General features: G+C 32.0%; 21 protein-coding genes and 1 tRNA gene. 13 read left to right on the forward strand and 9 right to left on the reverse strand.

Translation table 11 applies throughout. From position 1 onward, the window contains the following. Nucleotides 1-46: 46 nt before the first annotated feature. The 6 genes from BMX42_RS13670 to BMX42_RS13695 form a co-directional block, all read right to left on the reverse strand. The gene (locus tag BMX42_RS13670) at nt 47-664 is read right to left on the reverse strand and encodes a WbqC family protein (RefSeq protein ID WP_091315713.1); all 618 of its coding nucleotides are present in this window, start codon (nt 662-664) and stop codon (nt 47-49) included. 54 nt (nt 665-718) lie between these two features. After that, nucleotides 719-2,305 carry a signal peptidase I gene (gene lepB, locus BMX42_RS13675; RefSeq protein WP_091315716.1) on the reverse strand — a complete coding sequence of 529 codons (1,587 nt, stop codon included), beginning with the start codon at nt 2,303-2,305 and terminating at the stop codon, nt 719-721. A gap of 69 nt (nt 2,306-2,374) precedes the next feature. Continuing rightward, the gene (dapB, locus tag BMX42_RS13680) at nt 2,375-3,073 is read right to left on the reverse strand and encodes a 4-hydroxy-tetrahydrodipicolinate reductase (RefSeq protein ID WP_091315719.1); all 699 of its coding nucleotides are present in this window, start codon (nt 3,071-3,073) and stop codon (nt 2,375-2,377) included. A gap of 41 nt (nt 3,074-3,114) precedes the next feature. Beyond that, a complete protein-coding gene (locus BMX42_RS13685; RefSeq protein ID WP_091315722.1) occupies nt 3,115-3,645 on the reverse strand; it encodes a DUF5683 domain-containing protein in 531 nt (176 codons plus the stop codon). Between the two features lie 35 nt (nt 3,646-3,680). After that, entirely contained in the window at nt 3,681-4,580 is a 900-nt protein-coding gene (locus BMX42_RS13690) for a ParB/RepB/Spo0J family partition protein (RefSeq protein WP_091315726.1), read from the reverse strand. Continuing rightward, nucleotides 4,580-5,350, reverse strand: coding sequence for a ParA family protein (locus tag BMX42_RS13695; protein WP_091315806.1), 771 nt, complete (start codon nt 5,348-5,350; stop codon nt 4,580-4,582). The genes BMX42_RS13690 and BMX42_RS13695 overlap by 1 nt, the downstream gene beginning before the upstream one ends. 151 nt (nt 5,351-5,501) lie before the next feature. Here BMX42_RS13695 and idi point away from each other — a divergent pair, with 151 nt between their 5' ends. From idi to BMX42_RS13745, 10 genes are all read left to right on the forward strand, one after another. After that, a complete protein-coding gene (gene idi / locus BMX42_RS13700; RefSeq protein WP_091315812.1) occupies nt 5,502-6,041 on the forward strand; it encodes an isopentenyl-diphosphate Delta-isomerase in 540 nt (179 codons plus the stop codon). Nucleotides 6,042-6,043: 2 nt separating this feature from the next. Beyond that, a complete protein-coding gene (locus BMX42_RS13705; RefSeq protein ID WP_091315729.1) occupies nt 6,044-6,454 on the forward strand; it encodes a 6-pyruvoyl trahydropterin synthase family protein in 411 nt (136 codons plus the stop codon). Then, a complete protein-coding gene (locus tag BMX42_RS13710; RefSeq protein WP_091315732.1) occupies nt 6,455-7,414 on the forward strand; it encodes a type I phosphomannose isomerase catalytic subunit in 960 nt (319 codons plus the stop codon). It abuts the gene before it with no gap. Between the two features lie 57 nt (nt 7,415-7,471). Continuing rightward, the gene (locus BMX42_RS13715; RefSeq protein WP_091315735.1) at nt 7,472-7,741 is read left to right on the forward strand and encodes a hypothetical protein; all 270 of its coding nucleotides are present in this window, start codon (nt 7,472-7,474) and stop codon (nt 7,739-7,741) included. A 76-nt stretch (nt 7,742-7,817) separates the two neighbouring features. Further along, nucleotides 7,818-7,891: transfer RNA gene (locus BMX42_RS13720), tRNA-Thr, on the forward strand. A 228-nt stretch (nt 7,892-8,119) separates the two neighbouring features. Continuing rightward, nucleotides 8,120-8,575, forward strand: a complete 456-nt coding sequence (locus BMX42_RS13725; protein ID WP_091315738.1) for a MarR family winged helix-turn-helix transcriptional regulator — start codon at nt 8,120-8,122, stop codon at nt 8,573-8,575. A 22-nt stretch (nt 8,576-8,597) separates the two neighbouring features. Further along, nucleotides 8,598-10,988 carry a 3-hydroxyacyl-CoA dehydrogenase/enoyl-CoA hydratase family protein gene (locus BMX42_RS13730; RefSeq protein WP_091315816.1) on the forward strand — a complete coding sequence of 797 codons (2,391 nt, stop codon included), beginning with the start codon at nt 8,598-8,600 and terminating at the stop codon, nt 10,986-10,988. A gap of 98 nt (nt 10,989-11,086) precedes the next feature. Next, nucleotides 11,087-12,268: a thiolase family protein gene (locus BMX42_RS13735; RefSeq protein WP_091315742.1), complete on the forward strand. Its 1,182-nt coding sequence runs from the start codon at nt 11,087-11,089 to the stop codon at nt 12,266-12,268. Nucleotides 12,269-12,304: 36 nt separating this feature from the next. Beyond that, nucleotides 12,305-12,658 carry a four helix bundle protein gene (locus tag BMX42_RS13740; RefSeq protein WP_091315745.1) on the forward strand — a complete coding sequence of 118 codons (354 nt, stop codon included), beginning with the start codon at nt 12,305-12,307 and terminating at the stop codon, nt 12,656-12,658. A gap of 39 nt (nt 12,659-12,697) precedes the next feature. Continuing rightward, nucleotides 12,698-14,494 (forward strand): acyl-CoA dehydrogenase family protein, encoded by a 1,797-nt coding sequence (locus BMX42_RS13745; RefSeq protein ID WP_091315748.1) that lies wholly within the window; start codon nt 12,698-12,700, stop codon nt 14,492-14,494. Between the two features lie 47 nt (nt 14,495-14,541). On the opposite strand, the gene BMX42_RS13750 is transcribed toward BMX42_RS13745, so the two are convergent. Next, a complete protein-coding gene (locus tag BMX42_RS13750; protein WP_091315751.1) occupies nt 14,542-14,985 on the reverse strand; it encodes a DUF4268 domain-containing protein in 444 nt (147 codons plus the stop codon). 44 nt (nt 14,986-15,029) lie between these two features. On the opposite strand from BMX42_RS13750, the gene BMX42_RS13755 reads away from it, so the two are divergent. Beyond that, nucleotides 15,030-15,671: an NUDIX hydrolase gene (locus tag BMX42_RS13755; RefSeq protein ID WP_091315753.1), complete on the forward strand. Its 642-nt coding sequence runs from the start codon at nt 15,030-15,032 to the stop codon at nt 15,669-15,671. Nucleotides 15,672-15,714: 43 nt separating this feature from the next. Continuing rightward, on the forward strand, nt 15,715-16,518 hold the full coding sequence (locus tag BMX42_RS13760; RefSeq protein WP_091315756.1) for a lysophospholipid acyltransferase family protein: 804 nt from the start codon (nt 15,715-15,717) through the stop codon (nt 16,516-16,518). A gap of 35 nt (nt 16,519-16,553) precedes the next feature. Here BMX42_RS13760 and BMX42_RS13765 read toward each other — a convergent pair whose 3' ends face one another. Both BMX42_RS13765 and BMX42_RS13770 read right to left on the reverse strand, forming a co-directional pair. Then, nucleotides 16,554-17,171, reverse strand: a complete 618-nt coding sequence (locus BMX42_RS13765) for a hypothetical protein (protein ID WP_091315759.1) — start codon at nt 17,169-17,171, stop codon at nt 16,554-16,556. Nucleotides 17,172-17,174: 3 nt separating this feature from the next. Continuing rightward, nucleotides 17,175-17,669, reverse strand: a complete 495-nt coding sequence (locus BMX42_RS13770) for an RNA polymerase sigma factor (RefSeq protein WP_091315763.1) — start codon at nt 17,667-17,669, stop codon at nt 17,175-17,177. Nucleotides 17,670-17,838: 169 nt separating this feature from the next. Here BMX42_RS13770 and BMX42_RS13775 point away from each other — a divergent pair, with 169 nt between their 5' ends. Beyond that, nucleotides 17,839-19,143, forward strand: a complete 1,305-nt coding sequence (locus BMX42_RS13775; RefSeq protein WP_091315766.1) for an NAD(P)/FAD-dependent oxidoreductase — start codon at nt 17,839-17,841, stop codon at nt 19,141-19,143. Nucleotides 19,144-19,195 lie beyond the last annotated feature (52 nt).

Genomic DNA, 19,195 nt, shown 5'->3' on the forward strand with positions numbered 1-19,195 from the left:
GGCATTTTTGTTTTTATGATGTTTTAAAATCTGCTAAATAATCTAACTACAAACTATGTTGTTTTAAATAATCTACTGCATATCTTCCTTCGTTAAATAATAAATCTAAAATAGAAAGGTTATTAATGAAGCCATGTTTGTCATCAAAAACTTGTGTGTAGGGTTCAATTTGTGTTGTGTCTTTTTTTCCGTTTACCAAATAACGAAAATCAGTTTTATTCGAAACCTCATGAAAGTATTCTGTAGTTTTTTCAAATGGAATTGAAATTCCTAAGGCATCATTTACCAATTCAAAAATCTCAAAGTTTAAATCAAGCATAAACTCGTGCTTCTTTTCGAACAATGGACGTAAATCATCTACAAAATATTCATAAAATGGAGAGTTTTTATAAGCGGCTTCTAAGGATTTAAAATGGTTTTTCTGCCAATTGTATTGATTGTCTATTTTGATGTCTTTAAACTGCTCATTTGCATTGTCATGCTTAACTGATATGTTTAACATTTGAATTCCGTTTGGACTGTAAATGTACATTCGGTTCCTGTTAGTTTGCTTTTGGAAAGTATCTTCCACTTCAAACGTAACTTTTTCGGCATGAATCATCGCAATATAGTGACTGATTGACGGAAAATAAGTTGGGTAAATTAAAATATCATTGTGGTTCATAATTCTATCATAATTAAAAAAGAGTTGCAAACTAAATTACAACTCTTAAATTATTTAAAGTAAATCTGTTTCTTTTTTCTTTTTCTTACCTCTAAACCAATCCCATACAAAATAAGCTCCTAAGACAATTAGGAAGTATTTGAAATATGATTGTGGTTGACCTTCTCCATTAACCGTTGTGAAGAAACGTTCCGTTCTGAATTTATTCATTAAACCTTTTGCATTCCAATCTAAACTCATCCAAATGAAAATTGGTTTTCCAACAATATGATCAGCTGGTGTGTAACCGAAATAACGCGCATCTAACGAATTATGTCTGTTGTCTCCCATCATCCAATAATAATCTTGTTTGAACGTGTAAGATGTTACAGGTTTTCCGTTTATTTTAATCTCATTACCTTTTACTTCTAAAGTATTACCTTCATATTCCGTAATAATGATTTTGTATAAGGGTAAAGTTTCTTTGTTTAAAGCAACTGTTTTTCCAGCTTGTGGAATATAAATTGGTCCGAAATTATCTCCGCTCCAATTGTTTGTAACAGAAGGTTTTCCGTCTTTAAAATCTGGAAATACACCATCTTCTGGACCTTTGTTTATTACTCTGTTTACAGTTTTAATCCCAGAAACCGTTTTTAATTTTTCTGCACCTTCAAAAGTTAAAGATTGAATATATAAAGTATCTCTTGCTTCATTTTTAAAACCTGCTCCATCAGTTGAATTAAGTTCTTTTAAAAGTCCTTCAAAGTCAATAGAAGTGTTTGCGTCATATGTTACTTCATATGAATATTGAGGTTTTGCTCTTTCTGGTAAAATTAATTCTTTACCGTTTACAAAAACAATTCCGTCTTTAATTTGTAAACTATCACCAGGAATACCAACACAACGTTTTACGTAATTTGTTTTTTTATCGCGAGGTTTGTCGACTCTAATTGGTGATGGATGATACATGTTATCTAACGTGTCTCTTGGCCAGTTAAAAACAACTATGTCATTATTTTTTATTTTTTCTAAAGCTGGAAATCTGAAATAAGGAAGTTGTGGCTTACTAAAGTAAGATAATTTTCCTGTTTTTGGAATTGAATCATGAACCATCGGCGCAGCAATTGGCGTCATTGGTGTCCTAGCGCCATAATGAAATTTACTAACAAATAAGAAATCTCCAATTAATAAAGACTTTTCTAAAGATGCAGAAGGAATTACAAACGGTTGAATAAAATATGTGTGAACGAAAGTCGCAACAATTAATGCAAAAGTTAAAGAACCTAAGGTGTCTAAAGCTTTTGTTGCTGGTTTTGTTTCACGATTTGCTTCGTAAGAAACTTCTTGAGTATAATTTACAAATCCAATATATAATCCTAACGTAATTACACCTAACCACATATCAGCTGTAGTTTTCTTGCCAAATGTACGAAGTGTTTCTATCCAAATTACTGGTAAAATCAACAAGTTAATTACAGGTAAAAATACTAAAAACATCCACCATTTTGGACGGTTGATAATTTGCATTAAAACAATTCCATTATATACAGGAACAAATGCTTCCCAAGCTTTTCTACCAGCTTTTACATATAATTTCCAAGTACATATTGCGTGAATTGTACTAATTACTAATATTGTAATAATCCAAGATGTTATTTCCATGTTTTTATTATTGTGAGGAACGAAGTAATCTCCAAATCCTCTTATTATTTTAAAATCTTATATCTATTTCTAAATTCCTAAGACATCTTTCATAGTGAAAACGCCTTTTTTACCAATTAACCATTCGGCAGCAATAACAGAGCCTAAAGCAAAACCTTCTCTGCTGTGAGCGGTATGTTTAATCTCTATTTGATCTACTTTACTGTCATAAAAAACAGAATGTGTTCCAGGGATGTTTTCTATTCTCTTCGCGTCAATATAGATTTCATTCGTTGAAGCGTCATCTAATGTCCAATTTTTGTAATCGGTATTTTTGATAATTCCTTCCGCTAAACTAATTGCTGTTCCGCTTGGTGCATCAAGTTTTTGTGTATGATGAATTTCTTCCATTGATACATTGTAATCAGAAAGGTTTTTCATCATCTTCGCTAAATAATCATTTAGTTCGAAAAAAATATTTACACCTAAACTAAAGTTAGAACCATAAATAAAACTTCCGTTTTTTTCTTGACATAAATTAACCATGTCAGAGTAATTTTCTAACCAACCTGTTGTTCCTGAAATTACTGGGATATTATGATTTAAGCATTCTGAAATGTGACTTACGGCGCTATTTGGAACACTAAAATCAATGGCAACATCGGCTTGTAATAACCCATCAAAACTATCAGAGCTTCCTTTTCTTAAAACAATTTGATGTCCGCGTTCTAAAGCAATGTTTTCAATTACTTTTCCCATTTTTCCGTAACCTAGTAATGCTATCTTCATTTCAATTAGTTGTAGTGTTGTTTAAAATGTTACAAAAGACTTTAAAATTGATATGTTAAAGTAAATCCAACATCTTGCTTAAAAGTATAAGGATTGGTTTGTAAGTTTGGTTTTAAAGATAAATCGTCATTGACATTAAATTGCAATAAATGCGCATCAACATTGGCGTCAATAATATTTAAAATATATAAACCAGCGGTAATAAGTACCGATAAATCTCTGTTTTTTTGGTAAAATTTTTGACCACGAATTACACTTTCTGTACTTAATTTTCCATAAGTTGGGTCAGAAGTATCAATTCTACCACCATTCGCCAAACGTTTTTTGTATTCGTCTCTGTATTGATTGTGTTTTTTGTTACTGTCGATAATAAAATAAACTCCAGCACCAATGGCACCATATACAACTGGAATTTTCCAATAACGTTTGTTATAAGCTTGTCCTAATCCTGGCAAAATTGCAGAATAAAACGCAGCTTTTGCCGGCGATAACGGATTGATGTCGCCTTTTACAGTTTGTTTTGTTTCAATTTTTAATTCTTTATTTTGAGCAACAGAAAATTGTGTGCTCATAAATAAAAAAACAAATATGTAAAGAAGTTGCTTCACTAGTTGTTTATTAATTTCATAATTCTATTAAAGTCTTCCTCTGAATGAAAAGGAATTGAAATTTTTCCTTTACCATTTGCTGCAACGTTTACATCCACTTTAGCACCAAAGAAGTCGGCGAAAGTTTTCTTTTGTTCTGATGCAATTTCAAAAGATTTTGAAGATACTGTCTTACCCGTTTTTGGTTTTAAACCGTCTTGGTATTTCTTCACTAAAGCTTCTGTGTCTCTTACAGATAAGTTCTGAGTAACAACTGTATGATAAATGTCGCTTTGAGCGTCTTGATCTTCAATATTAATTAAAGCTCTACCATGTCCCATCGAAATAAAACCATCTCTCATTCCTGTTTGAATGATTGGGTCTAATTTTAATAAACGCAAGTAGTTAGTAATCGTAGAGCGTTTTTTACCAACGCGCTCACTCATTTCTTCCTGAGTTAAATTTACTTCTTCAATTAATCTTTGATAAGAAATAGCTACCTCAATTGGATCTAAATCGTGACGTTGAATATTTTCTACTAATGCCATGATTAACGATTCATTATCGTTCGCTAATCTGATATAAGCTGGAATGGTAGAAAGTCCTAATAATTTTGAAGCACGTAATCTTCGTTCTCCAGAAATTAATTGGTATTTGTTAAATTCTAATTTTCTAACAGTAATAGGTTGAATTACACCAACTTCTTTAATAGATTTGGCTAATTCTTGTAAAGTTTCTTCATTGAAATTCGTTCTTGGTTGAAACGGATTGATTTCAATAAAATTAATATCAAGTTCAATGATGCTTCCTACAACTTTATCTGCGCCTTTATCCTCAACCGACTTAATATCGTTTGAAGGATCACTTAAAAGTGCCGATAATCCTCTTCCTAATACAGGTTTTTTTACTGCTTTTGTCATTATATAGTACTGTTTTTCTTGATAATTTCTTCTGCTAAATTTAAGTAATTTGTTGCGCCTTTACTTGTCGCATCATAATTAATAATGCTTTCACCAAAACTTGGCGCTTCACTTAATTTAATATTTCTTTGAATAATAGTTGAGAATACCATATTGTTAAAATGCTTCTGAACTTCTTCAACCACTTGGTTTGATAATCGTAAACGAGAATCGTACATCGTTAAAAGTAAGCCTTCAATATCTAAACTGGCATTATGTATTTTTTGTACACTTTTTATCGTGTTCAATAACTTTCCTAAACCTTCCAATGCAAAATATTCACACTGAATTGGAATCACAACGCTATCCGCAGCAGTTAACGCATTTAAAGTTAACAAGCCTAAAGATGGCGCGCAATCAATAATAATATAATCGTATTCTTCTTTTATTTCACTTAATGCTTGTTTCAGCATGTATTCTCTATTCTCTTTGTCAACCAATTCGATTTCGATGGCAACTAAGTCAATATGAGCAGGAATTAACCACACATTTGGAGCCGAAGTGGGAACAACAGATTCTTCTGGTTTGTTACTGTGTTCTAAAATTTGGTATGTACCAATTTCAACACTTTCCACATCAATTCCTAATCCAGAACTAGCGTTAGCTTGCGGATCTGCATCTATTAATAAAACTTTTTTCTCTAAAACACCTAAAGCAGCGGCAAGATTTATTGAAGTTGTTGTTTTTCCTACACCACCCTTTTGATTGGCAATTGCAATGATTTTACCCATTTTTTCTTTTAAAATTTTCGAAGCGTAAAAATACAATTATTTATGGTATAACCAACCCAATTTTATTAACATTGCGTTAAAGTCTTTATTTCAGTATATCTTTGCCTTTAAAATTATTTTTTTTGTAAATTTGACATCTAAATTTTCAAGAGTGGTAGAAGAAAAAGTTATTTTAGTTGATAAAAATGACAACCCAATCGGGTTAATGAACAAACTAGAAGCACACGAAAAAGCATTGTTGCACCGAGCGTTTTCTGTTTTTATTTTGAATGATAAAAATGAATTGATGTTGCAACAACGTGCACATCATAAATACCATTCACCTTTGTTGTGGACGAACACATGTTGTAGTCATCAACGTGAAAATGAAACGAATATTCAAGCAGGAACCAGACGTCTTCGCGAAGAAATGGGTTTTGAAACGGAGCTAAAAGAAATGTTTCATTTTATTTACAAAGCACCTTTTGATAACGGATTAACGGAACACGAATTAGATCACGTGATGATTGGTTATTATAACGACGTTCCAGCAATTAATGATGATGAAGTGGAAAGTTGGAAATGGATGAAAATTGAAGATGTTAAAAATGATATGATTGCTAATCCAGACATTTATACCGTTTGGTTTAAAATAATTTTTGAAGAATTTTATCATCATTTTGATGAGAATGTAACGGACAAAAATCAATAAAATTGAGAGCAAAAATAAGTAGAAAAGCACATTTTAATGCCGCACATAGGTTGTATCGTAAAGATTGGTCTATGGAGAAAAACGATGCGATTTTCGGAAAATGCAATAATCCGAATTATCATGGGCATAACTACGAATTAATTGTAAGTGTTACTGGTGAAATTAGTCCAGAGACTGGCTTTATTATGGATGTGAAAATTTTAGCTGATTTAGTTAAATTACACATTGAAGATGCTTTTGATCATAAAAACCTAAACTTAGATGTTCCGGAATTTGAAAATTTAAATCCAACGGCTGAAAATATAGCAGTGGTTATTTGGCAAAAATTAAGAAATCAAATCGAAATTAAATATGATTTAGAGGTTGTTTTATATGAAACGCCAAGAAATTATGTAACCTATAGTGGAAATTAAATGAAGTTTTATCCATTAACATTTGAACCCATTTATAAAGAACGAATTTGGGGCGGAACAAAATTGAAAGATTTTTTAAATAAATCTTTTGATGGTAATCAAATTGGCGAAAGTTGGGAAATATCAACGGTTGCTAATGATGTGAGTGTGATTTCAAATGGCGAATTTGCTGGATTGAATTTAAACGAATTAATTGAAAAATATCCAACCGAAATTTTAGGTACAAAATGTATTGAAAAATACGGATTGGAATTCCCTTTACTTTTTAAGTTTTTAGATGCGAAAGAAGATTTGTCTATTCAGGTACATCCAAATGATGAATTAGCAAAACTCCGACACAACTCTTTTGGTAAAACCGAAATGTGGTATGTGCTTCAAGCAGATGAAAATGGTAGACTAGTTGTAGGTTTTAAAAACAAAACTAATGAAAAAGAATATCTAAAGCATTTAGAAAATAAAACATTAGTACATATATTGAATGAAATACCTGTAAAAAAAGGTGATGCCTTTTTCTTAGAAACAGGAACGGTTCATGCCATTGGTGCTGGGGTTTTAGTTGCCGAAATTCAACAAACAAGTGATATTACATATCGTTTATACGATTGGGATAGAGTAGGTGCTAATGGAAAAAGCAGAGAATTACATAATGATTTAGCTGTAGCTGCGATTAATTATGAGAAAACGGATACCAAAGTTCAATATAGAAGTAAGTCTAATGAAAGTGTTAGTTTAGTAGAATGTCCGTTTTTTAATACGAATATTTTAAAGATTTCCGGAGATTATAATTGGAAAAAATCAAAAGACACTTTTACCGTTTTTATGTGTACGGAAGGTAATTTTACATTAATGACAACTAATTCTAAATCAGAATTTAAAAAAGGAGATACGGTTTTAATTCCTGCAATATTAGAAGAATTTGATATAATTGGAGAAACTTCTCTGCTGGAAATTACAATTTAATTAGCAGCGTATCAATATATTGTTTACTTTTGCACCATAATTTTTAAAAATAACAAAATGGCAAGCGTTAAAAACTTGAAAAAAGAAATAAACTACGTTTTAGGTGATATCTTAAACATAGTATACATTTGGGAAATGACATCAGGAGGAAAACCAACTGAATCATCAGAAGCTTTAGTAGGTGATATTTACGATGCATTCGATGCTTTAATGGTAAAAGTTAACCAAAAAGATGTTGAAAATAAAAAAGCACATTACAAATTAGTTAAGGAAGAATTCGAAGTTGCTGCAAATCAATTTGTTGCAAAAGTGAACGAATTAAACTAAAAAAAAACGCAAAAAAAGTTTATATTTTTTTTGCAAATTAAAAAATCAAGGCTATATTTGCACTGCAATATGAGTCGCCGGTGTAGCTCAGCTGGCTAGAGCAGCTGATTTGTAATCAGCAGGTCGTGGGTTCGAGTCCCTCCACTGGCTCAAAAAAAGGTAATCGAAAGATTACCTTTTTTTATTTTATACCATTTCCTAAATTCCATTAAATTTCTCCTTTCAATAATTTAACGATTTATTATTTTCTTAAATAAATTTCGTTTTCTTTTTTTTCGTATTTTTACTAAACACATTTTTTTTCAGAATAAATGAAAATTTTTATAAAAATACTATGCGTGCATAGTATTTTTATTTATATTTGAAAAAAAATAGACTATGCAAGATAAAACAATTGATTATGTTTTAAGATATACTTGGCAATCTGTTGCTAGAATGTATAACGAAGAAGCAGCAAAATATGGAGCAACAATGGCTACGGGTTTTGCATTGTTGAGTATTGATAAAGATAAAGGTATTCCATCAACAGCACTTGGTCCAAGAATGGGAATGGAAGCTACAAGTTTAACCAGAACTTTAAAGTCGATGGAGGAACGCGGATTAATCGTTCGTAAAAAAAATCCAGCAGACGGAAGAGGTGTTTTAATATATCTTACTGAAGAAGGAAAACAAAAACGCGAACTATCTAAACAAACGGTACTTCAATTTAATGAAGTAATTAAATCTAAAATTACTCCTGAACAACTTCAAAACTTTATGGAAGTTGCCGAAATTATAAATGAACAAATTTTGGAGAAAGAAATTTTCGACAAAAATATCATGTCAAACAAGTAAACATAATATAATAGTATATATAATGAAACGTAATATCAAAAAGGTTGCTGTTATTGGATCCGGAATTATGGGAAGCGGAATTGCTTGTCATTTTGCAAATATTGGAGTAGAAGTTCTTCTGCTAGATATTGCACCAAGAGAATTAACAGAAGCAGAAACAAAAAAAGGATTGACTTTAGAAAGTAAAGTAGTTCGAAACAGATTGGTGAACGAACATTTAGCCAATGCACTAAAATCGAAACCATCTCCAATTTATCATCAAAGTTTTGCTAGTAGAATTGCTACTGGAAATACCACTGATGATATGGCAAAAATCGCATCTTGTGATTGGATTATTGAAGTTGTTGTAGAACGTTTAGATATTAAGAAAAGCGTTTTCGAAGAAATTGAAAAATTCCGTAAACCGGGAACATTAATTACTTCAAATACGTCTGGTATTCCAATTCACTTTATGAGTGAAGGTAGAAGTGAAGATTTTCAAAAACATTTCTGTGGAACGCACTTTTTCAATCCAGCACGTTACTTAAAATTATTCGAAATTATTCCAGGACCACAAACTTCAACTGAAGTATTAGATTTCTTAAACGGCTATGGAGAAAAATTTTTAGGAAAAACTTCAGTAGTTGCTAAAGATACACCAGCTTTTATCGGAAACAGAATCGGAATCTTCGGAATCATGAGCTTGTTTCATCAAGTAAAAGAAATGGGTTTAACTATTGAAGAAGTGGATAAATTAACAGGACCAGTTATTGGTCGTCCAAAATCGGCAACTTTCCGTACTGTGGATGTAGTTGGTTTAGATACTTTAGTTCACGTAGCTAACGGGATTTATGAAAATTGTCCAAATGACGAAGCTCATGAATTATTCAAACTTCCAGAGTTTGTAAACAAAATGATGGAAAATAAATGGTTAGGAAGTAAAACAAATCAAGGTTTCTACAAAAAAGTCGACAAAGACATTCTGTCTTTAGATTTAGATACATTAGAATATCGTGCTGCTAAAAAAGCTTCTTTCGCAACATTAGAATTAACAAAAACTATCGATAAACCAATTGATAGATTTAAAGTGTTAATTACTGGAAAAGATAAAGCAGGTGAATTTTACCGTAAAAACTTCGCTTCGATGTTTGCCTACTGTTCAAACAGAATTCCTGAAATTACTGATGCTTTTTACAAAATTGACGATGCGATGAAAGCTGGTTTCGGTTGGGAAAATGGCCCATTCGAAATTTGGGATGCGATTGGAGTTCAAAAAGGAATTGAATTAATGCAAGCAGAAGGCTATCAGCCTGCAAGTTGGGTAACAGATATGTTAGCTTCTGGAAATACGTCTTTCTATTCTGTAAAAGAAGGCGCGACATATTTCTACAATATAGATAAAAAACAAACAGAAAAAATTCCTGGACAAGATGCTTTTATTATTCTTGACAACATTCGCGAAAGCAAAAAAGTTTGGAATAACAGCGAAAGTATTATTACCGATTTAGGTGACGGAATTATCAATTTAGAATTTACTTCTAAAATGAATTCTATCGGAGCTGGCGTTTTACAAGGAATCAACAAAGCTATTGATATGGCTGAAAAAGGTTACGAAGGTTTAGTTATCGGAAATCAAGGAACAAATTTTTCTGTTGGTGCGAATTTAGCGATGATTTTCATGTTGGCCGTTGAGCAAGAATATGATGAATTAAATATGGCAATCAAAATGTTCCAAGACACAATGATGCGTTGCCGTTATTCTTCAATTCCAGTAATTGCTGCTCCTCACGGAATGACACTTGGTGGTGGTTGCGAATTAACGATGCACTCAGATAGAGCTGTAGCTGCTGCAGAAACATACATTGGATTAGTAGAATTCGGTGTTGGAGTAATTCCTGGCGGTGGTGGTTCTAAAGAAATGGCGCTTCGTGCTTCCGATTTATTTAGAAAAAATGATGTGGAATTAAATGTTCTTCAAGAATATTTCTTAACTGTTGGTATGGCTAAAGTGGCGACTTCTGCATACGAAGCTTTCGATATTGGTGTACTTCAAAAAGGAAGAGATATTGTTGTTGTAAATAAAGACCGTCAAATCGCTACAGCGAAACAAGTGGCTTTACAAATGGCAAATCAAGGTTATACACAACCAGTAAGAAGAACGGATATTAAGGTATTAGGAAAACAAGCATTAGGAATGTTCTTAGTAGGAACAGACCAAATGGTAGCTGGACAATATATTTCAGAACATGATCAAAAAATTGCTAACAAATTAGCTTACGTTATGGCTGGTGGCGATTTATCTGAACCAACTTTAGTTTCTGAACAATATTTATTGGATTTAGAACGTGAAGCTTTCTTGTCATTATGTACAGAAAGAAAAACATTAGAACGTGTTCAGTTTATGTTAACTAAAGGGAAACCATTACGTAATTAATTATTTTAAATTATAAATGTTGAATTATGAATGATTTGTAATCGTTAAAATTCACAACCAATTTAAAATTTATAATTCAAAATTTAAAAAAGAAAAACATGAAAACAGCATATATAGTATCCGCTTACCGAACTGCAGTAGGAAAAGCACCAAAAGGATTATTTCGTTTTAAAAGACCTGACGAATTAGCCGCAGAAACTATCGAACATATGATGGCTCAATTGCCAAATTTCGATAAAACGCGTATTGATGATGTTATGGTTGGAAACGCCATGCCAGAAGCAGAACAAGGTTTAAATGTAGGTCGTTTAATTTCTTTAATGGGATTAAAAGTGACGGATGTTCCTGGTGTGACTGTCAACAGATATTGCGCTTCTGGATTAGAAACCATCGGAATGGCGACAGCAAAAATTCAATCAGGAATGGCACATTGTATCATTGCTGGTGGAGCAGAAAGTATGAGTTATATTCCAATGGGTGGTTACAAACCAACTCCAGATTATAAAGTCGCAGCTGCTGGACATGAAGATTATTATTGGGGAATGGGTTTAACAGCTGAAGCAGTTGCGAAACAATTCAACATTTCAAGAGAAGATCAAGATAAATTTGCCTACGAATCGCATATGAAAGCCTTAAAAGCGCAAGCTGAAGGAAAATTCGATAGTCAAATTGTTCCAATTAATATAGAACAAACGTTTGTTAACGAAAACGGAAAAAAAGAAACAAAATCGTATATCGTTTCAAAAGATGAAGGTCCAAGATTAGGAACTTCGGTTGAAGCTTTAGCGAATTTAAAACCAGTTTTTGCTGCGGATGGATCTGTTACGGCAGGAAATTCTTCACAAATGAGTGATGGTGCCGCTTTCGTTTTAGTAATGAGTGAAGAAATGGTGAAAGAATTAAACTTAGAACCAATTGCACGTTTAGTAAACTTCGCTTCTGCAGGTGTAGAACCAAGAATTATGGGAATCGGACCAGTAAAAGCAATTCCAAAAGCATTGTCTCAAGCTGGATTAACATTAAAAGATATCGACTTAATTGAATTGAATGAAGCCTTTGCTTCTCAAGCTTTAGCGGTAACTCGTGAATTAGGTTTAAATCCAGATATCATTAACGTAAACGGTGGAGCAATCGCTTTAGGTCATCCACTAGGTTGTACTGGTGCAAAATTATCGGTACAATTATTTGAAGAAATGAAATTAAGAAAATCAAAATACGGTATTGTTTCTATGTGTGTCGGAACGGGACAAGGAACAGCTGGAGTTTTCGAATTATTATAATTTATTTTAAATGTTGAATTTTAAATTTTAAATGGAATGAAAGATAATATTATAGCAATTAAGAGTTTTGATTTTGCTTTATCTATTGTTAATCTTTTTATTGAACTTAAAAAAGAAAATGAATTCATCATTTCAAAACAAATTTTGAGATCTGCAACTAGTATTGGAGCAAATATTGAAGAAGCAATTGCCGCACAATCTAGAAAAGATTTTATTCATAAAATGTCAATCGCTTCGAAAGAAGCTAGAGAAACAAAATATTGGTTAAGATTATTAGATAAGTCTAATTTAACATCAATTGAAATGTCAAGTTATTTAATAGAAGTTGAGCATATTATTAATATCGTCACAAAAATAATAAAGACATCAAGTGAAAGCATAGCAAAATAATTTAAAATTTAAAATTCAACATTTAAAATAATATACAAAATGGAAGATATTACTAGAGGAGGACAATTCCTTGTAAAAGAAACAAAATGTGAAAACGTTTTCACACCAGAAGATTTTAACGAAGAACAAATTATGATGCGCGATTCTGTAAAAGAATTCGTAGACAAAGAACTTTGGGCACATAAAGATAAATTTGAGAAAAAAGATTACGCTTATACTGAGCAATGTATGAGAAATGCTGGAGCATTAGGATTCTTAGGAGTTGCTGTTCCAGAAGCGTATGGCGGATTAGGAATGGGATTTGTAAACACAGCTTTAGTATGTGATTATATTTCTGGAGCAACTGGTTCGTTTTCAACAGCTTTTGGTGCGCATACTGGAATTGGAACGATGCCAATTACTTTATACGGAACAGAAGAACAAAAACAAAAATATGTACCGAAATTAGCTTCTGGGGAATGGTTTGGTTCATACTGTTTAACAGAACCAAGTGCAGGTTCAGATGCGAATTCTGGAAAAACAAAAGCGGTATTATCTGCTGACGGTAAACATTATTTGATTTCAGGACAAAAAATGTGGATTTCAAACGCAGGTTTTTGTAACGTAATGATTGTTTTTGCTCGTATCGAAGATGATAAAAATATCACAGGTTTTATTGTAGAATACGATAGAGAAAATTTAAACGGAATCACTTTAGGTGAAGAAGAACATAAATTAGGAATTCGCGCAAGTTCAACTCGACAAGTGTTTTATAATGAAACAAAAGTTCCTGTTGAAAATATGTTAGCAGGAAGAGGTGAAGGTTTCAAAATCGCTATGAATGCTTTAAATATTGGACGTATTAAATTAGCGGCTGCTTGTTTAGAAGCACAAAGAAGAACGATTTCTGGAGCAGTAAAATATGCAAACGAAAGAATGCAGTTTAATGTGCCAATTTCTAGTTTCGGTGCGATTCAAGCTAAAATTGCTGAAATGGCTACGAATTGTTATGTAGATGAAAGTGCTACATACAGAGCAGCTGGTGATATTCAAAACAGAATTGAAGCTCGTGAAGCCGAAGGAAATTCGCATCAAGAAGCAGAATTAAAAGGTGTAGAAGAATATGCTATTGAATGTTCTATCTTAAAAGTTGCAGTTTCTGAAGATGTACAACATTGTACAGATGAAGGAATTCAAATTTTTGGAGGAATGGGATTCTCAGAAGATACACCAATGGAATCAGCTTGGAGAGATGCTCGTATTTCTCGTATTTATGAAGGAACAAACGAAATCAACCGTATGCTTTCTGTAGGAATGTTAGTTAAAAAAGCGATGAAAGGTCATGTTGATTTATTAGGTCCAGCTATGGCTGTTGCCGAAGAATTAATGGGAATTCCATCTTTTGACGTACCAGATTATACAGAATTATTAGCCGAAGAAAAAGAAATGGTTGGCAAACTGAAAAAAGCATTTTTAATGGTGGCTGGAGCGGCAGTTCAAAAATTTGGACCAGATTTAGAATCGCACCAACAATTATTAATGGCAGCTTCAGATATGTTAATTGAAATTTATATGGCTGAAAGTGCTGTTTTAAGAACAGAAAAAATGGCTAAAAAATTAGGTGCTGATAAAGTAGCTGATCATATTGCAATGACACAATTGTATCTATACAATGCTGTGGATGTTGTAACTCAAAAAGGAAAAGAAGGAGTTGTTTCTTTTGCTGAAGGCGACGAACAACGTATGATGTTAATGGGATTACGCCGTTATACAAAATATGTAAATATGCCAAACGTAGTGAAATTACGTGAGCAAATTGCCGCTAAAGTAATTGCAGAAAACAATTACTGCTTTTAATTATTAGTTTGTTTGTGTAAAAAAGTCCCGAGAAATCGGGACTTTTTTTATGTGTTAATCTCTAAATCTTTAATATAATCTTCATTCTCATAGAAAAATCTCTCAAAAGCGTCCATTTTGTCATAAAAGAAATTGAAAATCGTTTCCCAATCGGTTTTTCGGTTCAAACTCACATCTGAAAGTTCTACCCAAACACGACTGATAATTTTACCGCTTTCTAAATAATGTTCTCTATCGAAAATTACATCTGGCAAAAATTCTTCTATCAAAATATCTTTAAGCGATTCGACTTTCTCAAAATAAATTTTTCTTTTATTTTCGTCTTTTGGTTCAATATCTAGCATAACATACGCCTTCTTATTATCGACATTGAATTTAAACGTAACGTCTTTAATCTTAGTGTTATACAATAACCATTTTCTTGGGTATTCGTTTCCAAAAGTAGACCAAAATTCTTTTTTTATTAATTGCGCGTCGGCTTTACTATACATTTTTGTGAATATTTTTTGTAACTTTATAAATTAGAATTGTAAAAATGAATTTCAGTCACTTTATAAATAATATTGCAAATTTAAAGAAAGAAAAGTTGTTAGCCACAGATGCGCACATAAAAATGGCACCTTTGGAAAGAATAACTTATCTTAAGGATAAATCTTACACCGAAAAGAAACCCAGAAATGCTGCGGTTTTAATGTTGGTGTATCCAAAAGACGATTTAGCACATTTGGCTTTGATTGTCCGAAACACCTATCCTGGTGTACATTCTTCGCAAATTAGTTTTCCTGGTGGAAAGGAAGAATTGGAAGATGAAACGTTAGAAATCACGGCTCTTAGAGAAACAGAAGAAGAAGTTGGAATTGCCATGAATAAGATTGAAGTCATCCGACAATGTAGCGAAATTTATATTCCGCCAAGTAATTTTTTGGTTACGCCTTATTTAGGTTTTTCTACCGAAAATTTAGAGTTCATCCCAAATCCAGATGAGGTAAAAAGAGTGTTGGAATTCCCTATTCATCAATTACTTAACGATGATATTATCGTGCAAACTAAAATGACAACTTCTTATGCTACAAATATTGATGTTCCTGCTTTTCAAGTGGAAAAATATGTAGTTTGGGGTGCTACTGCAATGATGCTCAGTGAATTAAAAGAGTTGTTTAAAAACGCAGTGAAGTAATAGAAAATTGCTAAATTTGCAACCCTTTTTAAACGTTAAACTTATGGGATTATTTAAAAGAAATCCATTCGGACATATATTATTTATCAAAAAATGGTTGATTCGTATTTTTGGTGCGATTACGCATAGTCGATACAGAAGTTTCAATAACTTACAAATTGATGGTTCTGAAATTATTAGAAGTTTGCCAGATACGAATGTGCTTTTTATATCAAATCATCAGACTTACTTTGCCGATGTAACTGCCATGTTTCACGTATTCAATGCTGCATTAAAAGGCAGAGAAGACAATATCAAGAATGTGTTTTATTTATGGGAGCCAAAGCTAAATTTGTATTATGTAGCCGCGAAAGAGACCATGCAAGAAGGTTTGTTACCAAGAATTTTAGCTTACATTGGTGCTATTACAGTAGAAAGAACTTGGAGAGCAGAAGGTAAAGATGTACAAAGAGAAGTCAATCCGAACGATACAGAAAACATTAAAATTGCTTTAGAAGATGGTTGGGTAATTACATTTCCGCAAGGAACAACTCGCTCATTCAAACCGGTTCGTAAAGGAACAGCGCATATTATCAAACAACATAAGCCTATTGTTGTGCCAATTGTAATTGATGGTTTCAGAAGATCGTTTGATAGAAAAGGATTATTCGTAAAGAAAAAAGGAATTCTACAATCGATGGAAATTAAGCCACCATTAGAAATTGATTACGAAAATGATTCGATTGAAAAAATTGTAGAACAAATAGAATACGCCATCGAACAACACGCTTCCTTTTTAAAAGTAATTCCTCAAGAAATTTTAGAAGAAGAAGCTAAGTTAGACAAAGAACGTCAATGGAAGTATTAAAAAAAAGTCCTGATAAAATTTATCAGGACTTTTTTTTAATACTCTATTTTCTGTAATTCGTTATAATTGCGTTTTAATCTTCTTAGTAGTATTCCGTATAATAATTTATAGAATAGATAGAATATAAAAACTAAAAACAAGACTAAAAGAGCTCCGCAAATTATAAATACATATTCATATTTATTTAAAAGGTTACTTAAATTGGAGTCATATTTACTTTGAAAATAAAATACAATTACACCAATTATTCCTGCAATTATTAAATTGTACAAAACATAATACTTTACTGTCTTTCGAGTCTTTATGATGTCTTTCATTAAATCATTTACAGATGAAGTAGCGCTTATTTGTTTTATATTTTTGTAAAATAAAAAGATAAAGCAACCCGATACTATAATATTTATAATTGTAATTAATTCTAAACATTCAAAAATATGAATTTGCTTCAGTTTGTTTTTGAAATTATCATCAAAAAACATAGACAAATCCAATAATCGTAAGACTAAAAATTCAATAATGCTAATGATAAATATCCATTTTACTATAGAAGACGAACTTTTGTGCAACATGCCATAAATTTCATTTTCAGAAACTTGTTTAAATTGCGCATCGTTTTTCTTCCAGTCTTTTTTTAATAATTCTAATTCATCCATAGGTTACGGATTTAATATTTTTTTAAGTTTCCCTTTAATTCTATTCATTTTCACTCTCGCATTCACTTCACTAATTCCCAGTGTTTCTGAAATCTCAGTGTAATCTTTATCTTCTAAGTATAAAAATATCAAAGCTTTGTCAATGTCATTCAACTCGGCAATGGCTTTATACATTAATTTTAATTGTTCTTCTTCCTCAAAATTATATTCGTCGGTTTTTATTCTGTGAAATTCTGTATCAAAAGGCGTTGTTTCTATACTTCTTTTTTTCTTTCGATATAAAGTAATAGCCGTATTCAACCCAACGCGATACGCCCAAGTTGTAAATTTCGATTCGCCTCTAAATTTCGGGAAAGCCTTCCATAACTGAATGGTGATTTCCTGAAACAAATCATTATGCGAGTCTTGATCAGAAGTATACAGCCTACAAATTTTGTGGACAATATTCTGATTAGCCTTTAATTGTTTAACGAAACTTTCTTCCGATTCAGATTTCATATACGATAAGTAGACGTGTTTTGGTTTTTGTTACAAATATCTTGAAGAAAATTTAAAAATCTATTTCAAATTGGTTGATTTTATAGATTCTTAAAGTTTTAATAAATTCTCTAATTGGTGTTCCAAATAACTAAAATATAACTTAAATTTGTAAATAAACACTTCAAAAATGAACATACCAGATTCTGATTTAAAAAGAATTGTAATTATAGGTGGCGGTTTTGCTGGAATCTCTTTAGCGAAGAAATTAAGAAACAAAAACTATCAGGTGGTAATGATGGACAAACATAATTATCACACGTTTCAACCTTTATTATATCAAGTAGCAACTGGCGGTTTAGAACCAGATTCTATTGCATACCCAATTCGTAAAGTCATAAAAGAATACAAAGATTTTTATTTTCGCTTGGGCGATGTGAAAGAAATTGACGCGGTAAATAATAGAATTATTGCAGATATTGGCGATTTACATTACGATTATTTAGTTGTAGCAACTGGAACAAAAACAAATTATTTTGGCAATAAAGAAATTGAGCGAAATAGCATGTCTATGAAAACCATTCCGCAATCACTAAATATTAGAAGTTTAATCTTAGAAAGTTTCGAAGCAGCCCTTTTAACAGATGATGAAGCGGAACGTGAAAGTTTAATGAATTTCGTTTTAGTGGGTGGTGGACCAACAGGTGTGGAGCTTGCCGGTGCTTTGGCAGAAATGAAAAAAGCAGTTTTGCCAAAAGATTATCCAGATTTAGATATCAATAGAATGCAAATTCACTTGGTTCAAGGTAGTGATAGACTTTTAGATTCGATGACTGAAAAATCATCCATTGCAGCTGAAAAATTCTTGATAAAATTAGGTGTGATTGTTCATAAAAATGTACGTGTTACAGGTTATGATGGTTTTGTGGTGACTACAAGTTCTGAATTAGATTTTCATTCTTCCACCGTAATTTGGACAGCTGGAGTTGCAGGAAAACTAATAAGCGGTTTAAATAAAGATGCTATTTTCGAAAGAATTGATCGAATTAAAGTCGATGCTCACAATAAAGTAAAAGGTTACGATAATATTTTTGCTGTTGGTGATATCTGTATCATGGAAACGGAAAAATATCCAAAAGGACATCCTCAAATGGCGCAACCTGCTATGCAACAAGGTGCGTTATTAGCAGAAAATTTATTTAATTTGCAAAATAATAAACCTCTAAAAGCGTTTGAATATAACGATAAAGGGTCGATGGCCACAATTGGAAGAAACAAAGCCGTTGTAGATTTACCAAATTTTCATTTTAGCGGTGTATTTGCTTGGTTTGTTTGGATGTTTGTACATTTAATTTCCTTAGTTGGTTTTAAAAACAAAGCCGTAGTTTTCTTAAATTGGGTGTATAATTACATAAGATTTGATAGAGAAGCACGTTTAATTATTAGACCTTACAAGAAAAAAATGCAACAATCATTTACAAGTGATGAGGTTTAGTTAATTAGCCAATTTTTCGATTAGTAAATTAAAGGAAGAATAAAAAAACTTA

The organism is Flavobacterium terrigena, assembly GCF_900108955.1.
GTDB classification, from domain to species: domain Bacteria; phylum Bacteroidota; class Bacteroidia; order Flavobacteriales; family Flavobacteriaceae; genus Flavobacterium; species Flavobacterium terrigena.

What these genes read in the sequence shown, in the direction of transcription:
- BMX42_RS13670 (WP_091315713.1), bottom strand. Translation starts at nt 664, where the DNA reads ATGAACCACAATGATATTTTAATTTACCCAACTTATTTTCCGTCAATC.
- lepB (WP_091315716.1), bottom strand. Translation starts at nt 2,305, where the DNA reads ATGGAAATAACATCTTGGATTATTACAATATTAGTAATTAGTACAATT.
- dapB (WP_091315719.1), bottom strand. Translation starts at nt 3,073, where the DNA reads ATGAAGATAGCATTACTAGGTTACGGAAAAATGGGAAAAGTAATTGAA.
- BMX42_RS13685 (WP_091315722.1), bottom strand. Translation starts at nt 3,645, where the DNA reads ATGAGCACACAATTTTCTGTTGCTCAAAATAAAGAATTAAAAATTGAA.
- BMX42_RS13690 (WP_091315726.1), bottom strand. Translation starts at nt 4,580, where the DNA reads ATGACAAAAGCAGTAAAAAAACCTGTATTAGGAAGAGGATTATCGGCA.
- BMX42_RS13695 (WP_091315806.1), bottom strand. Translation starts at nt 5,350, where the DNA reads ATGGGTAAAATCATTGCAATTGCCAATCAAAAGGGTGGTGTAGGAAAA.
- BMX42_RS13710 (WP_091315732.1), top strand. Translation starts at nt 6,455, where the DNA reads ATGAAGTTTTATCCATTAACATTTGAACCCATTTATAAAGAACGAATT.
- BMX42_RS13715 (WP_091315735.1), top strand. Translation starts at nt 7,472, where the DNA reads ATGGCAAGCGTTAAAAACTTGAAAAAAGAAATAAACTACGTTTTAGGT.
- BMX42_RS13725 (WP_091315738.1), top strand. Translation starts at nt 8,120, where the DNA reads ATGCAAGATAAAACAATTGATTATGTTTTAAGATATACTTGGCAATCT.
- BMX42_RS13730 (WP_091315816.1), top strand. Translation starts at nt 8,598, where the DNA reads ATGAAACGTAATATCAAAAAGGTTGCTGTTATTGGATCCGGAATTATG.
- BMX42_RS13735 (WP_091315742.1), top strand. Translation starts at nt 11,087, where the DNA reads ATGAAAACAGCATATATAGTATCCGCTTACCGAACTGCAGTAGGAAAA.
- BMX42_RS13740 (WP_091315745.1), top strand. Translation starts at nt 12,305, where the DNA reads ATGAAAGATAATATTATAGCAATTAAGAGTTTTGATTTTGCTTTATCT.
- BMX42_RS13745 (WP_091315748.1), top strand. Translation starts at nt 12,698, where the DNA reads ATGGAAGATATTACTAGAGGAGGACAATTCCTTGTAAAAGAAACAAAA.
- BMX42_RS13750 (WP_091315751.1), bottom strand. Translation starts at nt 14,985, where the DNA reads ATGTATAGTAAAGCCGACGCGCAATTAATAAAAAAAGAATTTTGGTCT.
- BMX42_RS13755 (WP_091315753.1), top strand. Translation starts at nt 15,030, where the DNA reads ATGAATTTCAGTCACTTTATAAATAATATTGCAAATTTAAAGAAAGAA.
- BMX42_RS13760 (WP_091315756.1), top strand. Translation starts at nt 15,715, where the DNA reads ATGGGATTATTTAAAAGAAATCCATTCGGACATATATTATTTATCAAA.
- BMX42_RS13765 (WP_091315759.1), bottom strand. Translation starts at nt 17,171, where the DNA reads ATGGATGAATTAGAATTATTAAAAAAAGACTGGAAGAAAAACGATGCG.
- BMX42_RS13770 (WP_091315763.1), bottom strand. Translation starts at nt 17,669, where the DNA reads ATGAAATCTGAATCGGAAGAAAGTTTCGTTAAACAATTAAAGGCTAAT.
- BMX42_RS13775 (WP_091315766.1), top strand. Translation starts at nt 17,839, where the DNA reads ATGAACATACCAGATTCTGATTTAAAAAGAATTGTAATTATAGGTGGC.